The sequence below is a fragment of the Acetobacter indonesiensis genome, assembly GCF_000963945.1.
GTDB classification, from domain to species: domain Bacteria; phylum Pseudomonadota; class Alphaproteobacteria; order Acetobacterales; family Acetobacteraceae; genus Acetobacter; species Acetobacter indonesiensis.
In genome coordinates this window covers 40,898-58,219 of sequence record NZ_BAMW01000059.1, presented here as the reverse complement: position 1 = coordinate 58,219, position 17,322 = coordinate 40,898, and the positions used below count along the sequence as shown (strand labels likewise).

Sequence of the window (17,322 nt, the reverse complement as noted above, 5' to 3'; positions counted from 1 at the left end):
CGCCGCCGCCGCCGCCGCCGCCAACCATGACGGTACCGCCGCCGCCGTACATTCCGCCGCCGAAGATTCAGCTGCCGCCGCCGCCGAACCCGCCGATCAAGCATGTTTCGCGGACGCCGCCCAAGCATGTTTCTCCGCCGCAGACTGTTACGTCACCGGCTCCGCCCGTGACCGAACCAGCTTCGAAAGCGGCCCCGTCTGATTCGCCCGATACGACGGCTGGCACATCGCCGTTGAACAATGCTCGTCCGGTTTATCCGCCGGATATGGAAGAAGAGAACATCGAAGGTCGCGTGACTGTTGCGTGCGACGTGGAAACAACCGGTATGACGAGCAACTGCTCTGTTCAGTCCGTGCAGGGAGGTCAGTCTTTTGCGCAGGCCGCTCTCGATTACGTCCACAAGGCCCGTTACCGTCCGGCAACCAAAAACGGTGTTCCCGTCAAGGAGCTTCACAAGGTGTATGTGATCAGGTTCAGACTGGATGACTGATCCCGGCAATTAAGCCGAACTCTGGAGATAACTGCCTGGTGCCGGAAGGGTGCCGACACCAGGCCGCATTAAGATAAGGATTTTTAGGTACATGATCAGACTGTCTCGTCTTCCAGTCTCGGGTCTCGTGGTTCCGGCCCTCGCGGTCATGCTGGGCACGGCGACACCGGTTCTTGCTCTGGCTCAGGATGCTTCTGCTCCTGCCGCTACGGCTCCTGCCACCACCGATTCCACCAACACTCCGGCTGCCCCTGCACCCGAAGCAGCTTCTCCAGCTGCTCCGACTGACAGCGCTGCACCGGCTGCCCCAACCCCAGATGCGTCTGCACCAGCTGCCGCCCCGGCTCCTGCTACAGACACGCCTGCAGCTCCTCCTCCGGCACCTGCTGCCAGCAAGGAAGTTGAAAACCCATACGGTCTGGGTGCGCTGTGGTCTAACGGTGACATCATCGCTCGTGGCGTGCTGATCATCATGCTGATCATGTCCCTGGGCACTTGGTACATCATGATCACCAAGTTCATTGAACAGGCTCGCCTGTTTGCTGCTGCCAAGGAAGCCACCAAAAACTTCTGGACCAAATCTTCCATTCAGGAAGGTGCTGCGGCCCTGAGCACGACGTCTCCGTTCCGCTACATTGCTGACACCGGCATTGTTGCAGCTGAACACCACGAAGGCACGATGCAGGAATCCATCGACCTGAACAGCTGGACGTCTCTTTCAATCCAGCGTTCCGTGAACAACATCCAGAACAGCCTGCAGAAAGGTCTCGCCTTCCTGGGGACTGTTGGTTCCACATCTCCGTTCGTGGGTCTGTTCGGTACGGTTTGGGGTATTTACCACGCTCTGACAGCTATCGGCATTGCCGGTCAGGCTTCTATCGACAAGGTTGCAGGCCCTGTTGGTGAATCGCTGATCATGACGGCTATTGGTCTGGCCACCGCTGTTCCGGCCGTTCTGGGCTACAACCTGCTGGTTCGCCGTAACAAGGGTGCCATGGACAGCGTGCGTGACTTTGCTGCTGACCTTCAGTCCATCCTGATCGGTGGTGTGCGTCATGGTGCGGGTGCAGAAAACATTGTTGTCCGCGCTGACAACTCACCCACCACTTCCACCGTCTCAAACCGGGTAGGCTAATCATGGGTATGTCTGTCGGAGACAGCGGGGGCGAAGACGAAGTCGTATCTGCGATCAACACGACGCCCCTCGTTGATGTCATGCTGGTGTTGCTGATCATCTTTCTGATCACAATTCCGGTTGCTACGCATACGGTAAAAGTCAATTTGCCGAAGGATATGAACCAGCCGACACAGACCAAAAACGGGAATGTCGTGCTTGCAGTGACGGAGAGCGGACAGGCATACTGGGACGAAACGCCACTTAAAGGACGGTCCGATCTTATGGACCGTCTTGAAAAGGTAGCCGTCATGCAGCCTCAGCCGCAGATTCAGATCCGCGGGGATATGAAATCCCGCTATGAATCCGTGGGTAAACTGGTGGAAGCCTGTCAGGAAGCCGGTATTGCACATATCGACTTTATTACCGAGAAGCCGAAAGACGGCTGATCAGAACAGGACGTTCTGTCGCAGCTCGATTAGGCTGTGACGGAACATCTGCCCCCTTATTCTGCGTCCTGCGTCCGGCTGGGTTCGGACTGTGTCGCGGAACCAGAATTTGTAAGAGAGTGACAGCCCATGGGCATGAATGTCGGATCGGAAAGCACAACGGAAGACGAAGGCATTGTTGATATCAACACCACGCCGTTGATCGACGTGATGCTGGTTCTTCTGATTATGCTTATCATCACTATTCCGTTGCAGACCCAGGCCGTTTCCATCGATCTGCCGCAAGGTAACCCGCCGCCTTCAACGCAGGAAACGCCAGTGGTGACGCTTGCTGTTGATTTCGACAACACCATTACCTGGAATGGCCAGCCCATTTCTGGCGAAGATGACCTTCAGGCCCGCCTGCGTGAAGCAGCAACCGGCCCGGCTGAAACCCAGCCAGAAGTACATCTGCAGCCAAACCGTCTGGCAGATTACAAAACGGTGGTGCATGTTATGGCTGATGCCCAGCGGCTTGGTGTGACCAAGCTTGGTATTGTCGGGCAAGAGCAGTTTGCAGAAGGACAGTGATTTAATGTCATCCCATCTTTTACGCATTTCGCTGTTTGCCAGCGTTGCGTTCGCGTTTGCACAGCCTCTAGCCCATGCAGCGGATGAGCTGAGCGCGGATGTTGGCAAGGCGCTAATGCAGGCGCAAAGCGCGCTTGCAGCCCATAACTACCCAAAAGCCATGGCTGCGGTAGATGCGGCGGATGCTGTAAAAAGCAAGAGTGACTATGAATCCTATACCATTACCCAGATGCGTGCCGCCGTGGCCACGCAGGCTGGGAATGTGGATGCCGCAACCGCCGCTTATGACAAGCTGATTGCATCGCCCCGTACGCCTAAAGACACCAAGCACCAGATGCTGATGTCTGAAGCGACAATGGCCTATACAGCCAAAGACTACCCGCGTGCAGTCAAGGCGATTGAACGCTATCAGAAAGAAGTCGGCCCTAATGCCACCATGGGTACGCTTCTGGCGCAGTCTTACTATCTGCAAAAAGATTATCCGAACACGGTTCGGGTGCTGAAAGAGCAGATTGATGCGGAAGTAAAGGCCAAGAAGGCCCCGGCTGAATCTCAGCTGCAGATGTTGGCTGCCAGCGCCACAGCCATGAAAGATGCCACAGCCAGCACGCATGCATACGTCATGCTGGCAACGTATTACCCCAAGAAGGAATACTGGGATCTTCTGCTGCACGAACTGATTGTCAATTCCAAAATCCCGCCGACGTTGCAGCTTGATGTCTATCGTATTCGTCTGGCTGCCGGGAATGTGTCCCAGGCCCGTGATTTCATGGAAATGACGGAAATTGCCACACAGAATGGTATGCCACAGCTTGCACTCGACCTGATGAACAAAGGCTATGAAGCCAATGTTCTGGGGCAGGGCGCGGAAGCTCCTCGTCAGGCCCGTCTGAAGGCTCTGGTTGAAAAGACCGTTGCCGATAAGAAGGCGTCTATCGCTGCTGATGAAGCCAAAGCACAGAAGGCAAAAACTGGCGACGAACTGCTGACCGTTGGCTATAACTACGTCACATTCGGTCAGGCTGATAAAGGTCTGGACCTGATGCAGCAGGCTATTTCCAAAGGTGTGGCTGATGTAAACATTGCCCGTCTGCACCTCGGCCTGGCACAGATGCAGGCTGGTAAGAAGGCCGATGCCATTGCAACGCTGAAGTCTGTTGAAGGCGATAGTGGTGCCCATGATATTGCCCAGCTTTGGGTGTTGAAACTCTCTCCTCCGCCTGTTGCGAAAAAATAAGTTTTCGTATTTGGGTAAGAAAAAAGGCTGTCTTGGACGGCCTTTTTTTATGCGGAATTGCTTGTAAAACAGACAATATGAGCAGTTTTTCAGATCTTCCCGACTTTACCAATCCGTCCTCTGATCGTTCGTATCATGTGCGTATGGGGAGGCCGCCAGATGCCAGTCTGCTACCAGAAGTGGAGCGTGCTGCGGCCGAGATTTTTCGCCAGTTACCGCAACTGGCATTTTTGGCGGATGATGAGCCTGCGGTTTCAGAAACAAAACATCTGGCGTGTATCAAAGCAGGCACCTGTTGGGTTGCAGCCGATCGTGAGGATCAACCTGTCGGTTTTTTAAGTGCAGAATCCCAAGGTCGAGATTTGCATATTCTTGAAGTCTCGGTGAAGCCTGTTGCGCAAGGGCGGGGAGTGGGGCGTGCCTTGATTGCGGCAGCGTGTCATTTTGCGAGTGAGCATACCTACCAGCGCATTACCTTAACGACTTTTCTAAATGTACCGTGGAACCGTCCGTTTTATGAAAAATTAGGATTTCGATTGGTTGAGAGATCGGAGCCTGAGTGCCGCCTTCAGAGCCTCGTGCATGAGGAAGAAGCCTCTGGCCTTCCTGTTGGCTCACGCTGTGCAATGCAGCTTGTCTTGTAAGTCTGGTTACAGCGACGGAGTGTACGTGGGCGCTTGATAAGCCGGAAAGGCGCGAAGAAGCAAAGCAGAGTGTCCAATACTGGCGGATCACTCGCAGATCGCTTCTTTCCTAAAAACTGCTGTCAAACCACTGGCAGGGGAAGATCATGGTTTTGGAGAAGTGCTGTGGTGGTAGGTAAATACATCAGCCAAATGGACGAAAGCCGGGAAAAGCTAAGGTTTTAGGCAGTTAAACTAATCAGATTGGTTTGAAAGCGTCTGTCGATGCAGACAGTTCTTGTCGATTTTCAACCGGTCTGTCCGTACACACCCAATAAAAAAGGGGATATTCCTATTGGAACATCCCCTTGCAAAAACACATCCGGCGAAGATCAGCCTGTTTGCGAAACCGGCTGATGCGCGATTGAGACAGGGGACTGTGGGGGAAGAGAATGTTCTTTCCAGCCACCGCCCAATGCACGGTAAATGGTAATCAGGTTCTGATAATTGGCCACGTTGACCGTAATCTGGTTCTGCTGTGACTGAAGATAGGCCCGCTGGGAATCCAGCGTGGTCAGATAGGAGTCAGTGCCAGCGTCATAGCGCATTTTGGCCAGACGATAGGCGTCGGCAGAAGCCAAAACCAGCTCATCAGCCTGCTTTTTTTCATCCAGATAAGCCGACCGGGCAGCCAGTGCATCGGCAACTTCACGGAAGGCGGACTGCACCGTCTTTTCGTAAGAGGCGATTTTGCCGTTCCGTCTTGCTTTTGAGGCTTTCAGGTTCCCGCTATTCATACCCCATGTCCAGAGCGGGATCTGTAGCTGCGGGTTCAGGCCCCACGTGGTCGCGGCAGATGTGAACAGCTTGTTGAATGCAAGACTGGAAATCCCATCACTTGCCGTCAGGGTCAGACGCGGGAAAAACGCAGCCCGCGCCGCACCGATATCGGCCTGAGCCGCCAACAGATCGTGCTCGGCGGCTACAATGTCTGGGCGGCGTGTCAGCAGATCAGACGGCAGCCCAGCAGGGATATCTGCCAGAATGCTCTGCTGGCCCAAGGGGCGGGGGTCAGGCAGCGTGCCGGGTATGGGCGCGCCGATCAGCAGGGTGATCAGGTTTTCATCCTGTGCAATTTTGCGGCGTGCATCTGCCCGTAGGCCAGCGCTCTGGCGCACCTGCGTTTCTGTCTGACGCACGGTCAGCAGATTGGCTTCACCGTGGTCATATTTCTGGCGGGTGAGCCGCAGGGTATCTTCCTGCGCGGCAAGAGTATTTTCTGCAACTGCCAGCAATTCACGGTCGCCCAGCCATGTCACATAGGCTGTCGCAACCTGTGAAACGATACTGATAAGCATACCGCGCAGGTTTGCTTCCTGCGAGAAAGCTTTTTCAGCAGACTCGCGCGTCAGACTGCGAATACGGCCAAACAGGTCAATTTCATAAGATGAAAAGCCGATACCACCCTGATAATAGCGGAACGGGTCACGCGCGATGCTCATGCCGGAGCTTTCGGAACTGGACGTTCCAAGCCCCGGTGCGAAGCTTAGCCCTGCCGCGTCAGATGGGGCCTGATACATCGGGCCGCCTGTTGCGCTGATGGTCGGGAACAGGCCTGCATGCTGTACATCATACTGGCCTTGGGCTTCAGCAATGTTTGCCGCCGCAACGCGAATATCGCGGTTTTCACGGATAGCGATGGCAATCAGCGCTTTCAGCCGCGGGTCGGTAAAGAAATCGCTCCACCCAATATCATAGGCGGCCTGCTGAAGTTTAGGGTTGGCGGTATTCTGGTAAGCGGGCCATGTGGTTGCCACAGGGGGCGTTGGCCGCTTGTATTTCGGGATCATCGTGCACCCCGACAGCAGCCCCGTTGCCAAAGCAACGGAGACCACGCGGAAGCGGAGCGGACGTGAGGAAGAAGACGGTGCAGACATGCGCTTATTCGCTTCCGATAGCATGGGAGGCTGAAGACGGTGTTTCCTTGCGTTCGCTGATCCGCTTCACACGGAACAGACGCAAGACCCCCACAAAGAAGACCGGCACAAAATAGACGGCCAACAAGGTTGCTGTGGTCATGCCGCCCACAACGGCTGTGCCGATGGCGATACGGGAAGCCGAGCCTGCACCGGATGTAATTGCCAGAGGGAAAACCCCCACCACAAACGCGATGGATGTCATGAGGATAGGCCGCAGACGTTCGCGGGCAGCAGTCAGCACCGCTTCTTCCAGACTTTCCCCCCGTTCAAAACCAGCCTTGGCAAATTCGACAATCAGAATGGCGTTTTTAACCGCCAGACCAACGGTCGTAAGCAGCCCGACCTGGAAGTAAACGTCGTTATCCATATGGCGCAGAAGGGTTGCGGCAATAGCCCCCAGCACGCCGAGCGGAATAACCAGAATAACCGCCAGTGGAATGGCCCAGCTTTCATACAGTGCGGCAAGGCACAGCAGAATGACGACCAACGCCAGAGCATAAAGCGGTCCGGTTGAAGATCCTGAGGCAACCTGTTCAAAGGACAGGCCGGTCCATTCATAGCCAATGCCTGTCGGCAGTTTGGCCAGAACGTCCTTAATGGCCGCTATCGAATCCCCAGAACTATAGCCGGCAGCAGGCTGACCCAGAATTTCAAAGGCATTCAGGCCGTTGTAGTTTTCAACCTTCTGTGGCCCCAGAATCCAGCGCCCGCTGACAAATGTGTTCATCGGGGTCAGGGTGTTCATGGCATTGCGAATGTACCATTTATTCAGGTCATCCGGCATCATGCGGGCTTCTGGTGTGCCCTGAATGTAAACCTGCTTCACACGGTCATTGCGGGTGAACTGGTTGACATAAATCGACCCCAAAGCCCCCTGAATGGTGCTGTTGATGTCATCAACCGTAATGCCCAGAGCATTGGCTTTTTCCCGGTCGATATCAAGGTGATACTGGGACGCATCTTCCATACCGTTCGGACGCACCGCCATCAGGCGTTTGTCTTTGGAAGCCAGACCCAGAACCATGTTACGGGCTGCCAGCAGTTTTTCGTGGCCCAGATGCCCACGGTCTTCCAGTTCAAGGTCGAAGCCGGTTGCGTTCCCCAATTCCAGCACGGCTGGTGGGTTAATGGCAAAAATCTGCGCTTTTGGGTTGAACCAGAAATGCATCATGATGCGGTTGGCAATGGCCGCTGATGTCTGGGATGCGGCGGGCCGCAGTTTCCAGTCTTTCAGACGAATAAAGAATGCGCCTGAGTTCTGGCCTTGCCCCGCGAAGTTGAAGCCATTCATGGCGAACACGGATTCCACCAGATTACCTTCTGTCTTGAGAATGTAATCCGTGATCTCGCGGTTCATGGCAGCGGTCTGTTCCATAGGCGTATTCGGCGGCATGGTGACCTGCCCGAAGATAAGCCCCTGATCTTCATCTGGCAGGAAGCCAGCAGGAAGTCTGTTGAACAGGAACACAGCCAGGGCCGTTACAACCACAAACCCGAGAATGGACACTACCATCCGGTTAACCAGAAAGCTGACGCCGCGAAGATAACCGTTGGTCAGCTTGGTAAAGTTCCGGTTGAACCACCCGGCGACGCCGGTTGTTTTTTCATGCGAGCCGGGTTTCAGCATTGTGGCGCACAGGGCTGGGGTCAGCACCATAGCCACCAGCACAGACAGCCACATGGCGGAAACAATGGTGATGGAAAACTGCCGGTAAATAACCCCGACCGAGCCCGAGAACGCGGCCATGGGCAGGAACACGGCCGTCAGCACCAGAACGATACCGACCAGCGCGCCGGAAATTTCATCCATTGAAACGCGGGCTGCTTCAACCGGAGAAAGATTTTTCTCCGTCATGACGCGTTCCACGTTTTCAACCACCACAATCGCGTCGTCCACCAGCAGACCGACTGCCAGAACCATGGCCAGCATGGTCAGGGTGTTGATGGAGAAGCCAAGCAGTTCCAGCATCCCGAACGTGCCCAGCAACACAACAGGCACTGCAATGGTGGGAATAAGTGTTGCACGGAAGTTTTGCAGGAAGATCAGCATCACAAGGAACACAAGCCCGATGGCTTCTGCCAATGTGACAACCACTTCTTCAATGGAAAGTGTGATGAAGGGTTCGGTATCCAGCGGGTAAACGGTTTTCAGACCCGGCGGATAAAACTTTTCCAGTTGCTTGATCTGTTCACGCACGGCTGCTTCGGTTGAAAGCTGGTTGGCACCGGGGGCCAGTTTCAGCGCCATACCGGCAGCAGGCATGTTGTTATAGAATGAATTGGTGTTGTAGCTCTGCGGGCCCAGTTCAACCTTGGCAATGTCACCAATGCGAACCTGTGAGCCATCAGGCTGCACCTTCAGCAGAATTTTACGGAATTCTTCCGGGGACGTCAGGCGCGTTGGGCCAATGATGGTGGCATCCAGACGGATACCCTTTGCGGCTGGCAGGCCGCCCAGTTCACCCGAAGACACCTGAATGTTCTGCGTCTGAATGGCGTTCTGAACGTCTTTGGATGTCAGGCCATAGTTGAACAGCTTGGCCGGGTCCATCCAGATCCGCATGGCGTATTCAGACCCGAACAGGGTGTGGTCACCCACGCCGGTAACACGGCTGAGCGGATCAGAAATATTGGAGGCGACATAGTCAGCAATATCAAAGCCGCTCATGCTGCCATCGGTCGAAATGAAGGCCAGCACCAGCATGAAGTTCTTCACGGCTTTGGTGATGCTCAGCCCCTGCATTGTCACTTCTGTAGGCAGTTTGGGCTGGGCAAGCTGAAGCTTGTTCTGCACCTGCACCTGCGCAATGTCAGGGTTGGTTCCCTGTGCGAAGGTCAGATCAATTTCCATCTGCCCGGATGCGTAAGACTGGGAGGAAATATATTCCAGATGATCCAGCCCGAACATCTGCTGCAGGATGGGACGCACAACGGTGTCATTCACCGTGTTGGCGGATGCACCCGGATACGTAACCGAGATAGCAATCTGCGGTGGGGCAATTGAGGGATACTGGGCGATAGGCAGCTTGAAAATGGACAGGCCGCCAACCAGCATGATGATAAGACTGATGACCCACGCAAAAATGGGTCTATCAATAAAGAAGCGCGACAGGGACATGTGTCTTACTGGCCCTTGTTCTGGCTGGCGTTATTTTGGGCTGCGGCGGCCGGTGCGGTGACTTCTTCCGGTTTGACCTTGGCCCCCGGTTTTACTTTCTGCACACCGACAATCACCACGCGTTCACCCGCTTTCAGGCCACCAGTGACCAGCCAGTCCTGCCCAACAGCCTGACCAATCTGAATCTGGCGCAATTCTGCCGTGTCATCTGGTTTGATAACCCAGACCTGTGCATCGCCGTGGGTATTGTGGCTGACGGCCTGCTGGGGCACCAACAGGCTGCTGGGGTCAGACCCTTCATCCAGTTCAGCATGTACATACATGCCGGGCAGCAACAGCTTGTCCGGGTTAGGCATGATGGCACGCACCACGACGGACGCTGTGGACGTATCGACGTTGACTTCAGACAGCGCCATGCGGCCCATATGTTCGTAAGTCGTACCATCTTCCATGGTCAGGGTGACGGGGACTTCCCCATTAGCCTGCCGTTCAATGCGGCCCTGTGCCAGTTCACGCTTCAGGCGCAGCAGGGTGATGGCGGGCAGATTGACGTCCACATAAATGGGGTCAAGCCGGGTGACGATGGCGGTATTGTCAGTCTGGTTAGCCGTAACCAAAGCACCAACTGTTACAAGGGTACGCCCAATGCGGCCGGAAATAGGGGCATACATTTTGGTGTAGCCCAGATTGACCTGGGCACTTTCCACCTGACCTTTGGCGCTGAGAATTTGCCCCTGTGCCTGTTTTTCAGCGGCTAGGGCGTCATCATATTCCTGCCGACTGACGGCGTGTGCCTGCACCAGTGAGCGATAACGGTCCAGCTTGGCGCGGGCTGTCACTTCACCGGCTTCGGCTTCAGCCAACTGGCCACGGGCCGTATCATAGGCCGCCTGATACCGGGATGGGTCGATCTGATAAAGCTGCTGCCCTGCGGTAACATCCGTACCTTCAGTAAACAGACGCTTCTGAATAACGCCGGTTACCTGCGGGCGAACCTGTGCAATTTCATACGCGCTGGTACGGCCGGGCAGGCTGGTGTGAATTTTTACGGCCTGTGTCTGCAACGTGATCACGCCCACGCTCTGGGGCGGCATATTGGGCGGAGGGGCTTTGCTGTCGCACCCTGCCAAGGCCAGCATAGCGACAGCCGATGCCAGAAGCGGGCGTAAGGGAATGTGATGCTTTGTCACTCTGGCGGATCCTGCCTTGTAAAGAAATCAACAAGAAAAAAGAGGCTGATAAGACGACCAGAGGCGCGGGGGCTGCCAGACTAAACGTCGGCAGGCGCGGAATGGTGAGATTAGCAGCCTGAAAAAGGGCGATGTGAAGAAAGAGAAGGCACAGAACAGTACTGTTCGGTGCCTTTTTTTGGCAAGCTAAAAGTGAGGGCAAAATGAGTCAAGAGAGCACGGGCAAAAGCCCGATGCTCCATAGGGAAGAAATCAGACTTTCTGCCCGATATCGCGCAGCTTTTTCCCGGCCATAAGATTTTGTTCAATCACTTCCAGCGATACCCCTTTGGTTTCAGGGACAAACACGTAAGTCAGAACAAAGAACAGGGCATTCAGCAGTCCCATAAGGCCAAACGTCTTGGCACCGCCCAGCCACCCCAGAATGCTCAGGAAAGACGCGCCCACAATCATGTTGGACACCCAGTTGGTCAGGGTAGAGAAGGTAATGCCCAGATCACGCCCTTTGATGGGCTGTATTTCAGAACAAAGCACCCACATCAGCGGTCCGGCAGACATGGCGTGTGCCACAATGAAAATCATGATCAGGAAGACGCACAAAACCTTGGCGGCCTGACTGTCCATCCCAACATGGTTCAGCACGGCCAAAGCTCCCATGGCCACCGTCATGATGGAAAAACCACAATACAGAATGGGTTTGCGGCCCCAGCGGTCAACCAGCCCGATGGCGGCCAGCGTTGCCAGCACATTTACAAAGCCGATCATGGCCGTGCACCACATCTGCGCCGTGCCGACAAATCCGGCCAGCGCGAAGATTTTTGGCGCGTAATACATGACCACGTTAATGCCAGCGAACTGCTGCATGACCTGAAGCAGAATACCCAGCAGGATGGAACGCCGGAAATTGGCGTTTTTCAGAAGCAGGCTAAAGCCACCCTGCCGTTGTTGAAGCTGTTCATCAATGGCACGGATTTCTGCATGGGCTTCATGCGGGGTGGGGCGCAGGTCTTTCAGAACTGCTAGCGCCTCTTCCCGGCGGCCCTGCATCATCAGCCAGCGAGGGCTGTAGGGCAGAAACAGAACACCGATGACAAACAGCACGCCGGGAATGGCAATAACGCCAAACATCCACCGCCATTGCCCGTGATAGCTGAACAGGGTGTCACTGATGAATGCCAGAAAAATACCCACCGTTATCATCAGCTGATAAGTGGAAATCATGGCCCCGCGTGTATTTTCGCTGGCGATTTCTGACAGATAAAGGGGGGATGTAAACGCGGCGATACCGATTGCCAGCCCCATTAACGCGCGCCCGGCAATCATGGTGCTGACAGACCACGCGAAGGCACAGGCCAGTGACCCAAGCACGAAAATGACTCCACCGCCCACCAAGGCCCATTTACGGCCAGAAATTCGGGCCAGCCATCCGGCCAGAACGGCCCCAATAGCCGCCCCTGCCATCATGGCGCTGACAATCCATTCCTGTGCGAAGGTCGAGGCCTTGAAGGTGTCGGCAACAAAATCAAGCGCGCCGGAAATGACCCCGATATCAAGACCGGACATAAGACCGCCGGTTGCGGCAAGTATGCCTATGATAATGGTGCGAAAATGGGCGGAAGTCTCATTAGTCTGCGATGCAGCGGCAGTTTCGGGCATGGTACGTATAGGATTCCGTCGGTAATCTTTATTTTTATTAGACTATTCCGGGCGTAGATCCGTCCTGAAAACAACGGGCGGACAAGAACCATTCCCTACTTCTGTTTTGGCTATACCCTATGTGGGCAGGTAAAACACCTTGTTTCCTGCTGTTTATACCCAGCCAACAGCAAAGCCTGACGGGGGCAGTAACCCTGTTAAAGAAAGGGGCGGTGTCTATACGCCTTCTTCTTCCTCGCTCTCTCCAAAGCGGGAGTCTCGATGAACCCATGTGGAAAGCAGCAACCCGAAGCCCAGCATGACATTCAGCATGGCCGACCCCCCGTAGGAAACCAGCGGTAGCGGAACACCACCAACGGGAATAGCACCCATGACCATGGACAGGTTGACCAGACAATACAGAAAAAAATTCATGCTGATGCCCAGTGCGACCAACCTGCCAAACCGGTTCCGGCTGCGAATGGCCATCATCATGCCACCAAGAATAAGTACCAGTAGCAGGCCAATAACGGCAATGGCCCCGACATAACCCCATTCTTCCGCTATCATGGTGAAAATGAAGTCGGTCTGCTTTTCTGGCAGGAAGTTAAGCTGCCCCTGCGACCCATGCAGATACCCTTGCCCCCACATTCCCCCCGAACCAAGCGCGATTTTGGACTGGATGATGTTGTAGCCAGCCCCTAGCGGGTCGCTCTCGGGGTTCAGGAAGGTGGTAATACGCGCGCGCTGGTAATCATGCAGATGCGCATAGGCGAACTTCGCCATGTAAGGCACGGGCAGCAACAGCAGAACAATCAGCCATAACCGCATGCCTGCGGCAAAGAACATGGCTGCACCAATACCGCCAATAATGGTGGCCGTGCCCAGATTGGGTTCTTTCAACACCAGCACGACGGGGAGCAGCACCATAAAGGCGGGTGGGATCAACCACAGCGGATTGCCCATCCGGGCGTAATTGATGCGGTAAAACCATGATGCCAACGCCAGAACCAGCGCGACTTTAGCGTATTCGGACGGCTGAACCTGCAAGCCCCCGATCATGAGCCAGCGTTCCGCCCCTTTGCCCACGTGCCCCATATGCAACACGGCAACCAGCAACGTGAGGGAAAGCAGATAGAGTGGCCAGGAGATACGCACCAGCATTTTGGGTGGCAGCATGGCGACGGTTATCATCAGCACAAGACCGACAGCAAAACGGGCGGCCTGTGGGGCCGCAAAGGGGTATGGTGTGCCACCCCCAGCCGAATACAACGTGACATAGCCAACGCCAGCCAGCAGGCAGATAAGTAGCACATACAGCCAGCTTATGCGCCACAGCTTGGCGAGCAGCCGGAAACTTGGCTCTGCCCGTAATAACCGTTTGTGGAACTTCATGGCTTATTCGGTATCCGTTGCGTCAGCCACGCTTTCAGGGGGAGGCGTCACATGGTTGACTGGGTCCCGCATCAGTGTGTCAGTCATGATGTCGCGTGCCAGCGGGGCCGCGGCATCAGCGCCGGTGTTGCCGTGTTCAATAACAACAGACACGGCATAGCGTGGGTCATCATACGGGGCAAAGCAGATGAACAGCGCGTGGGGCCTGTATTCCCACGGCAGATTTGCTGAATTGAAGTGCCCGCTTTCACGCAGGGCGCGTGAGACGCGACGCACCTGCGCGGACCCTGTTTTACCAGCCATGGTTATACCGGGCAGGCTTAGCCGTGCTTTGGGGGCTGTGCCATGCTGTTCGTTCACCACAGCAAACATGCCACCGCGAAGTGCCGCCAGATATTTGTCAGGCATGTCGAGCGTGGGCCAGTGATCAGGTGTGGCTTCGGGGCCAACTTCGCTGTTCAGAGCCCGCACCAGATGGGGCTGCACGGCCCGCCCTGTTGCAAGGCGGGAGGTATAGGTTGCCAGTTGCAACGGCGTGACCTGCACAAACCCTTGCCCAATGCCGCTGACAATGGTGTCCCCCCCGTTCCAGTGATGATGATGCGCCTGCCGCCATGTGGGGGTAGGAATCAACCCGGTGCGGGTGTGGGGCAGTTCGATATCAAGTTCCGTGCCCAGCCCGAATTTGTGGGCAGTTTCGGCAATGCGGTCCATGCCAACACGGCGCGCCATTTCATAGAAATAGACGTCGCAGGAAAACTTGAGCGCCTGATGCAGGTCAACAGAACCATGCCCCCAGCGTGACCAGCAGTGGAACCGTGTGCCGCCAACGTCCAGATGGCCGGGGCAGAACACTCGGTCAGTGGGTGAAAACAGCCCAGACTCCAGCCCGGCCATGGCAACGGCAGGTTTGAAGGTTGACCCCGGAGGGTAAACGCCCGCCACCGCCTTGTTGATAAGGGGGGTGCGTTCGTTATTGGTCCATTCAATCCACTGGGCGTGGCTTACCCCGCTGTCGAACAGGGACGGGTCAAAGGAAGGCGTGCTGACCATGGCCAGCACCTCACCGTTGCGGCAGTCCATCACCACGGCGGATGCCGTCTGCTCGCCAATCCGGGCCAGTACTTTCTGTTGCAGCCCCCGGTCTATGGTCAGGCCAATTTCCGTGCCGGGCGCCCCTTCTACACGGTTGAGTTCAGACATGACGCGGCCGACGGAATTAACTTCCATCTCGACCGACCCTGCGGTGCCGCGCAGTTTTTCGTCCTGACTTTGCTCCACGCCTGAGCGGCCTACCCGCATGCCGGGAAGGGCCAGCAACGCGGAATGGGCGACATCGCGTTCGTTGGGTGGCGCAACATACCCGATAATATGGGCCAGTAATTCGCCTTCAGGGTAAACGCGGCGGGTGCCGACATCAATCAACACCCCCGGCAGAGACGGCGCATTGAGTTCAATGCGGGCCATTTCATCCCATGACAGGAAGTCACGCAGCATGACCGGCACAAACCGACGCTGGTGCCGCATTTCACGCGCTATACGCGTCCGATCCCGATCATCAAGCGGGATGATGGTGGAAAACCGCTCAATGGTACCCGCTACATCTGTCGTTTCTTCAGGGAGCAGCAGGGCGCGCCAGTTTTCCTTATTGTTGGCCAGTGCAATGCCATAGCGATCAACAATGCGCCCACGGGGTGGGGCCAGATAGCGTTTGCTGACACGGTTGCTGGCCGCCATGCGGGCATAGCGGTCTCCGTCCTTGACCTGAAGCTGATAGAGTTTGTGGGCCAGCACACCCAGTGTGCCGGTCTGGACAGCCATGAACAGCAGCGCTCGCCGGGTAAAAACACCACGCGCCGGGTCTTTCTGATTCTTGATGGGCATCAGGCGCTGGTTTTCCCGCCTGCGACGCCTCAGGCGCATGGCATGCCTCCGCGTTGCATCAGGGCTCTTCCTTGTCGTCCAGCATATGAAACACCCAGGAGAACAGGGCTGAAAGCGGAGGATAAACGCCTATGCACAGAAAAGCCTCGAACAAAGCGGGGGCAACATCCAGCATATGAAAGCGGAACAGGCAGGCCAGCCCCCATTGCAGCAGGCAGGCCGCCGTCGCCAGCAGGCTGAACACACCCCACACCAGCAGAAAATGCAGCCGCATGAGGCCAAAGCGCGCATACAGGCCGACTCCATGCACCAGCAGCAGGATGAAGGCGCTTACGCCCAAAGGGGTAAAGCCGACAAGATCCATGAACAGGCCAAGGATGAAAACTGCAACGCTTGGCATGCCCGAAGGCCGCCAGAACGACCAGAAAAAGACCGTGGCAATGACAATGGCGGGCAGCAGTTCGGCTGCACCGGGCAGGGGAATCGGGGCGGAAAACAGAATGATGATAAAGGCGATGAAAATCGACGGCAGCATGTGCCGCGCCGCAGCATCCAGCCGTTGCCAGAGCGTCTGCCGGGGCTGGATTTCAGGTTCCCATGCCGACATGGAGGGATCAGGCATCATAGCGCGCTGGTTCCCCTCAGCCCTGACCGAGCAGGTTTTTAAGCGGTAAGCTAAGGGGTTTACGCTGGGGGGCCAGCGGCACATGGCCGGGGGCTTCTGGCGGTTCAATCTGCGACTGGCCGAAGTTAAACACACGCAACAGACTGAGATGATCAAGCTGGGCGAATGGGGCCACAACCGGGCGGCCTGCGCTTAGATAATGCACGGTGCCAATAGGCAGCCCAGCCGGGAAGGCACCAGCCTGATCGCTGGTCACAACGCGTTCGCCTTCAATGGGTCGGGTATCCTGCGCGTAATACATCAGCCTCGGCATAGGTGAGTTGTCACCGACCATTATAGCAGGCGTGTGGCTGGCTTCCAGCATAACCGGCAGACGGCTTGCAATATCTGTAATCAGCAGAATACGGGCTGAATGCGCGCCGGTTTCTGTCACGCGTCCAGCCAGCCCGTTGGCGGCCAGAGCCACGTTACCAACCTGTACGCCGCTATCTGTTCCGGCTACCAGCAGCACGGCGCGGGCATAAATGCCGCCGCTATCGGCTACGACGCGTCCCGTAACAAAAGCCGGAGCCGACTCGGGAATCCAGTGCAGGGCCGTTTTCAGACTGTCGTTTTCCCGCGTCAGGGAGACAGCGACGTCATACCAGCGGCGCAGATTTTCGTTTTCGGCTTTCAGGCGGGCATTTTCTTTGGCCAGCCGTCCAGCTTCCCGCAGATTGTCGGTCATTGCGAGCACGCGTTCCTGCGTGCTGCTCATCAGGTTCCATAACGGCCCGAGCGCGTCAGCTACGTACATGCGGGCTTTGTCGGCCAGAGGTTTGTCGGCCTGTCCGGCAATAATGATGCCAATAGACAGCAGCAACAGCAGGGGCAGCACCAATTTGCCCAATGCCTGCCGCACCTGAATGGAAACAGGAATCATGCGCCCGCAGCCTTGGCGGAGTATTTCACCCAACCGTGCGCGTTCAGGGTGTATCCGTGCTGACCCCACATGAACCGTGATGAACCTTCT

14 protein-coding genes are annotated in these 17,322 nt (G+C 56.1%); 6 read left to right on the top strand and 8 right to left on the bottom strand.

The features are described from left to right. The 6 genes from Abin_RS13530 to Abin_RS13505 form a co-directional block, all read left to right on the top strand. A partial coding sequence (locus Abin_RS13530; RefSeq protein WP_048847840.1) for an energy transducer TonB occupies window positions 1-491 on the top strand: 491 nt, incomplete at its 5' end. Between the two features lie 91 nt (window positions 492-582). Further along, window positions 583-1,626, top strand: coding sequence for a MotA/TolQ/ExbB proton channel family protein (locus Abin_RS13525; protein ID WP_084593654.1), 1,044 nt, complete (start codon window positions 583-585; stop codon window positions 1,624-1,626). 2 nt (window positions 1,627-1,628) lie between these two features. After that, the gene (locus Abin_RS13520) at window positions 1,629-2,054 is read left to right on the top strand and encodes an ExbD/TolR family protein (RefSeq protein ID WP_048847813.1); all 426 of its coding nucleotides are present in this window, start codon (window positions 1,629-1,631) and stop codon (window positions 2,052-2,054) included. A gap of 129 nt (window positions 2,055-2,183) precedes the next feature. Beyond that, window positions 2,184-2,624: an ExbD/TolR family protein gene (locus tag Abin_RS13515; protein WP_048847811.1), complete on the top strand. Its 441-nt coding sequence runs from the start codon at window positions 2,184-2,186 to the stop codon at window positions 2,622-2,624. Between the two features lie 4 nt (window positions 2,625-2,628). Further along, window positions 2,629-3,861 (top strand): tetratricopeptide repeat protein, encoded by a 1,233-nt coding sequence (locus Abin_RS13510; protein WP_048847809.1) that lies wholly within the window; start codon window positions 2,629-2,631, stop codon window positions 3,859-3,861. 77 nt (window positions 3,862-3,938) lie between these two features. Further along, window positions 3,939-4,505 carry a GNAT family N-acetyltransferase gene (locus Abin_RS13505; protein ID WP_048847807.1) on the top strand — a complete coding sequence of 189 codons (567 nt, stop codon included), beginning with the start codon at window positions 3,939-3,941 and terminating at the stop codon, window positions 4,503-4,505. 371 nt (window positions 4,506-4,876) lie between these two features. On the opposite strand, the gene Abin_RS13500 is transcribed toward Abin_RS13505, so the two are convergent. The 8 genes from Abin_RS13500 to mreC all read right to left on the bottom strand — a co-directional run bounded on the left by Abin_RS13500 (window position 4,877) and on the right by mreC (window position 17,232). After that, window positions 4,877-6,421 carry an efflux transporter outer membrane subunit gene (locus tag Abin_RS13500; protein WP_048847805.1) on the bottom strand — a complete coding sequence of 515 codons (1,545 nt, stop codon included), beginning with the start codon at window positions 6,419-6,421 and terminating at the stop codon, window positions 4,877-4,879. Between the two features lie 4 nt (window positions 6,422-6,425). After that, the gene (locus Abin_RS13495) at window positions 6,426-9,581 is read right to left on the bottom strand and encodes an efflux RND transporter permease subunit (protein ID WP_048847803.1); all 3,156 of its coding nucleotides are present in this window, start codon (window positions 9,579-9,581) and stop codon (window positions 6,426-6,428) included. Window positions 9,582-9,586: 5 nt separating this feature from the next. Continuing rightward, window positions 9,587-10,720, bottom strand: coding sequence for an efflux RND transporter periplasmic adaptor subunit (locus tag Abin_RS13490; RefSeq protein ID WP_048847837.1), 1,134 nt, complete (start codon window positions 10,718-10,720; stop codon window positions 9,587-9,589). A gap of 303 nt (window positions 10,721-11,023) precedes the next feature. Beyond that, complete coding sequence (locus tag Abin_RS13485; RefSeq protein WP_048847801.1) at window positions 11,024-12,427, bottom strand: sugar porter family MFS transporter; 1,404 nt, start codon at window positions 12,425-12,427, stop codon at window positions 11,024-11,026. Window positions 12,428-12,643: 216 nt separating this feature from the next. Next, window positions 12,644-13,801: a rod shape-determining protein RodA gene (rodA, locus tag Abin_RS13480; protein ID WP_048847799.1), complete on the bottom strand. Its 1,158-nt coding sequence runs from the start codon at window positions 13,799-13,801 to the stop codon at window positions 12,644-12,646. A gap of 3 nt (window positions 13,802-13,804) precedes the next feature. Then, the gene (gene mrdA, locus Abin_RS13475) at window positions 13,805-15,724 is read right to left on the bottom strand and encodes a penicillin-binding protein 2 (RefSeq protein WP_048847798.1); all 1,920 of its coding nucleotides are present in this window, start codon (window positions 15,722-15,724) and stop codon (window positions 13,805-13,807) included. Between the two features lie 19 nt (window positions 15,725-15,743). Further along, complete coding sequence (locus tag Abin_RS13470) at window positions 15,744-16,310, bottom strand: rod shape-determining protein MreD (RefSeq protein WP_237595329.1); 567 nt, start codon at window positions 16,308-16,310, stop codon at window positions 15,744-15,746. 16 nt (window positions 16,311-16,326) lie between these two features. Further along, window positions 16,327-17,232, bottom strand: coding sequence for a rod shape-determining protein MreC (mreC, locus tag Abin_RS13465; RefSeq protein ID WP_048847796.1), 906 nt, complete (start codon window positions 17,230-17,232; stop codon window positions 16,327-16,329). Window positions 17,233-17,322 lie beyond the last annotated feature (90 nt).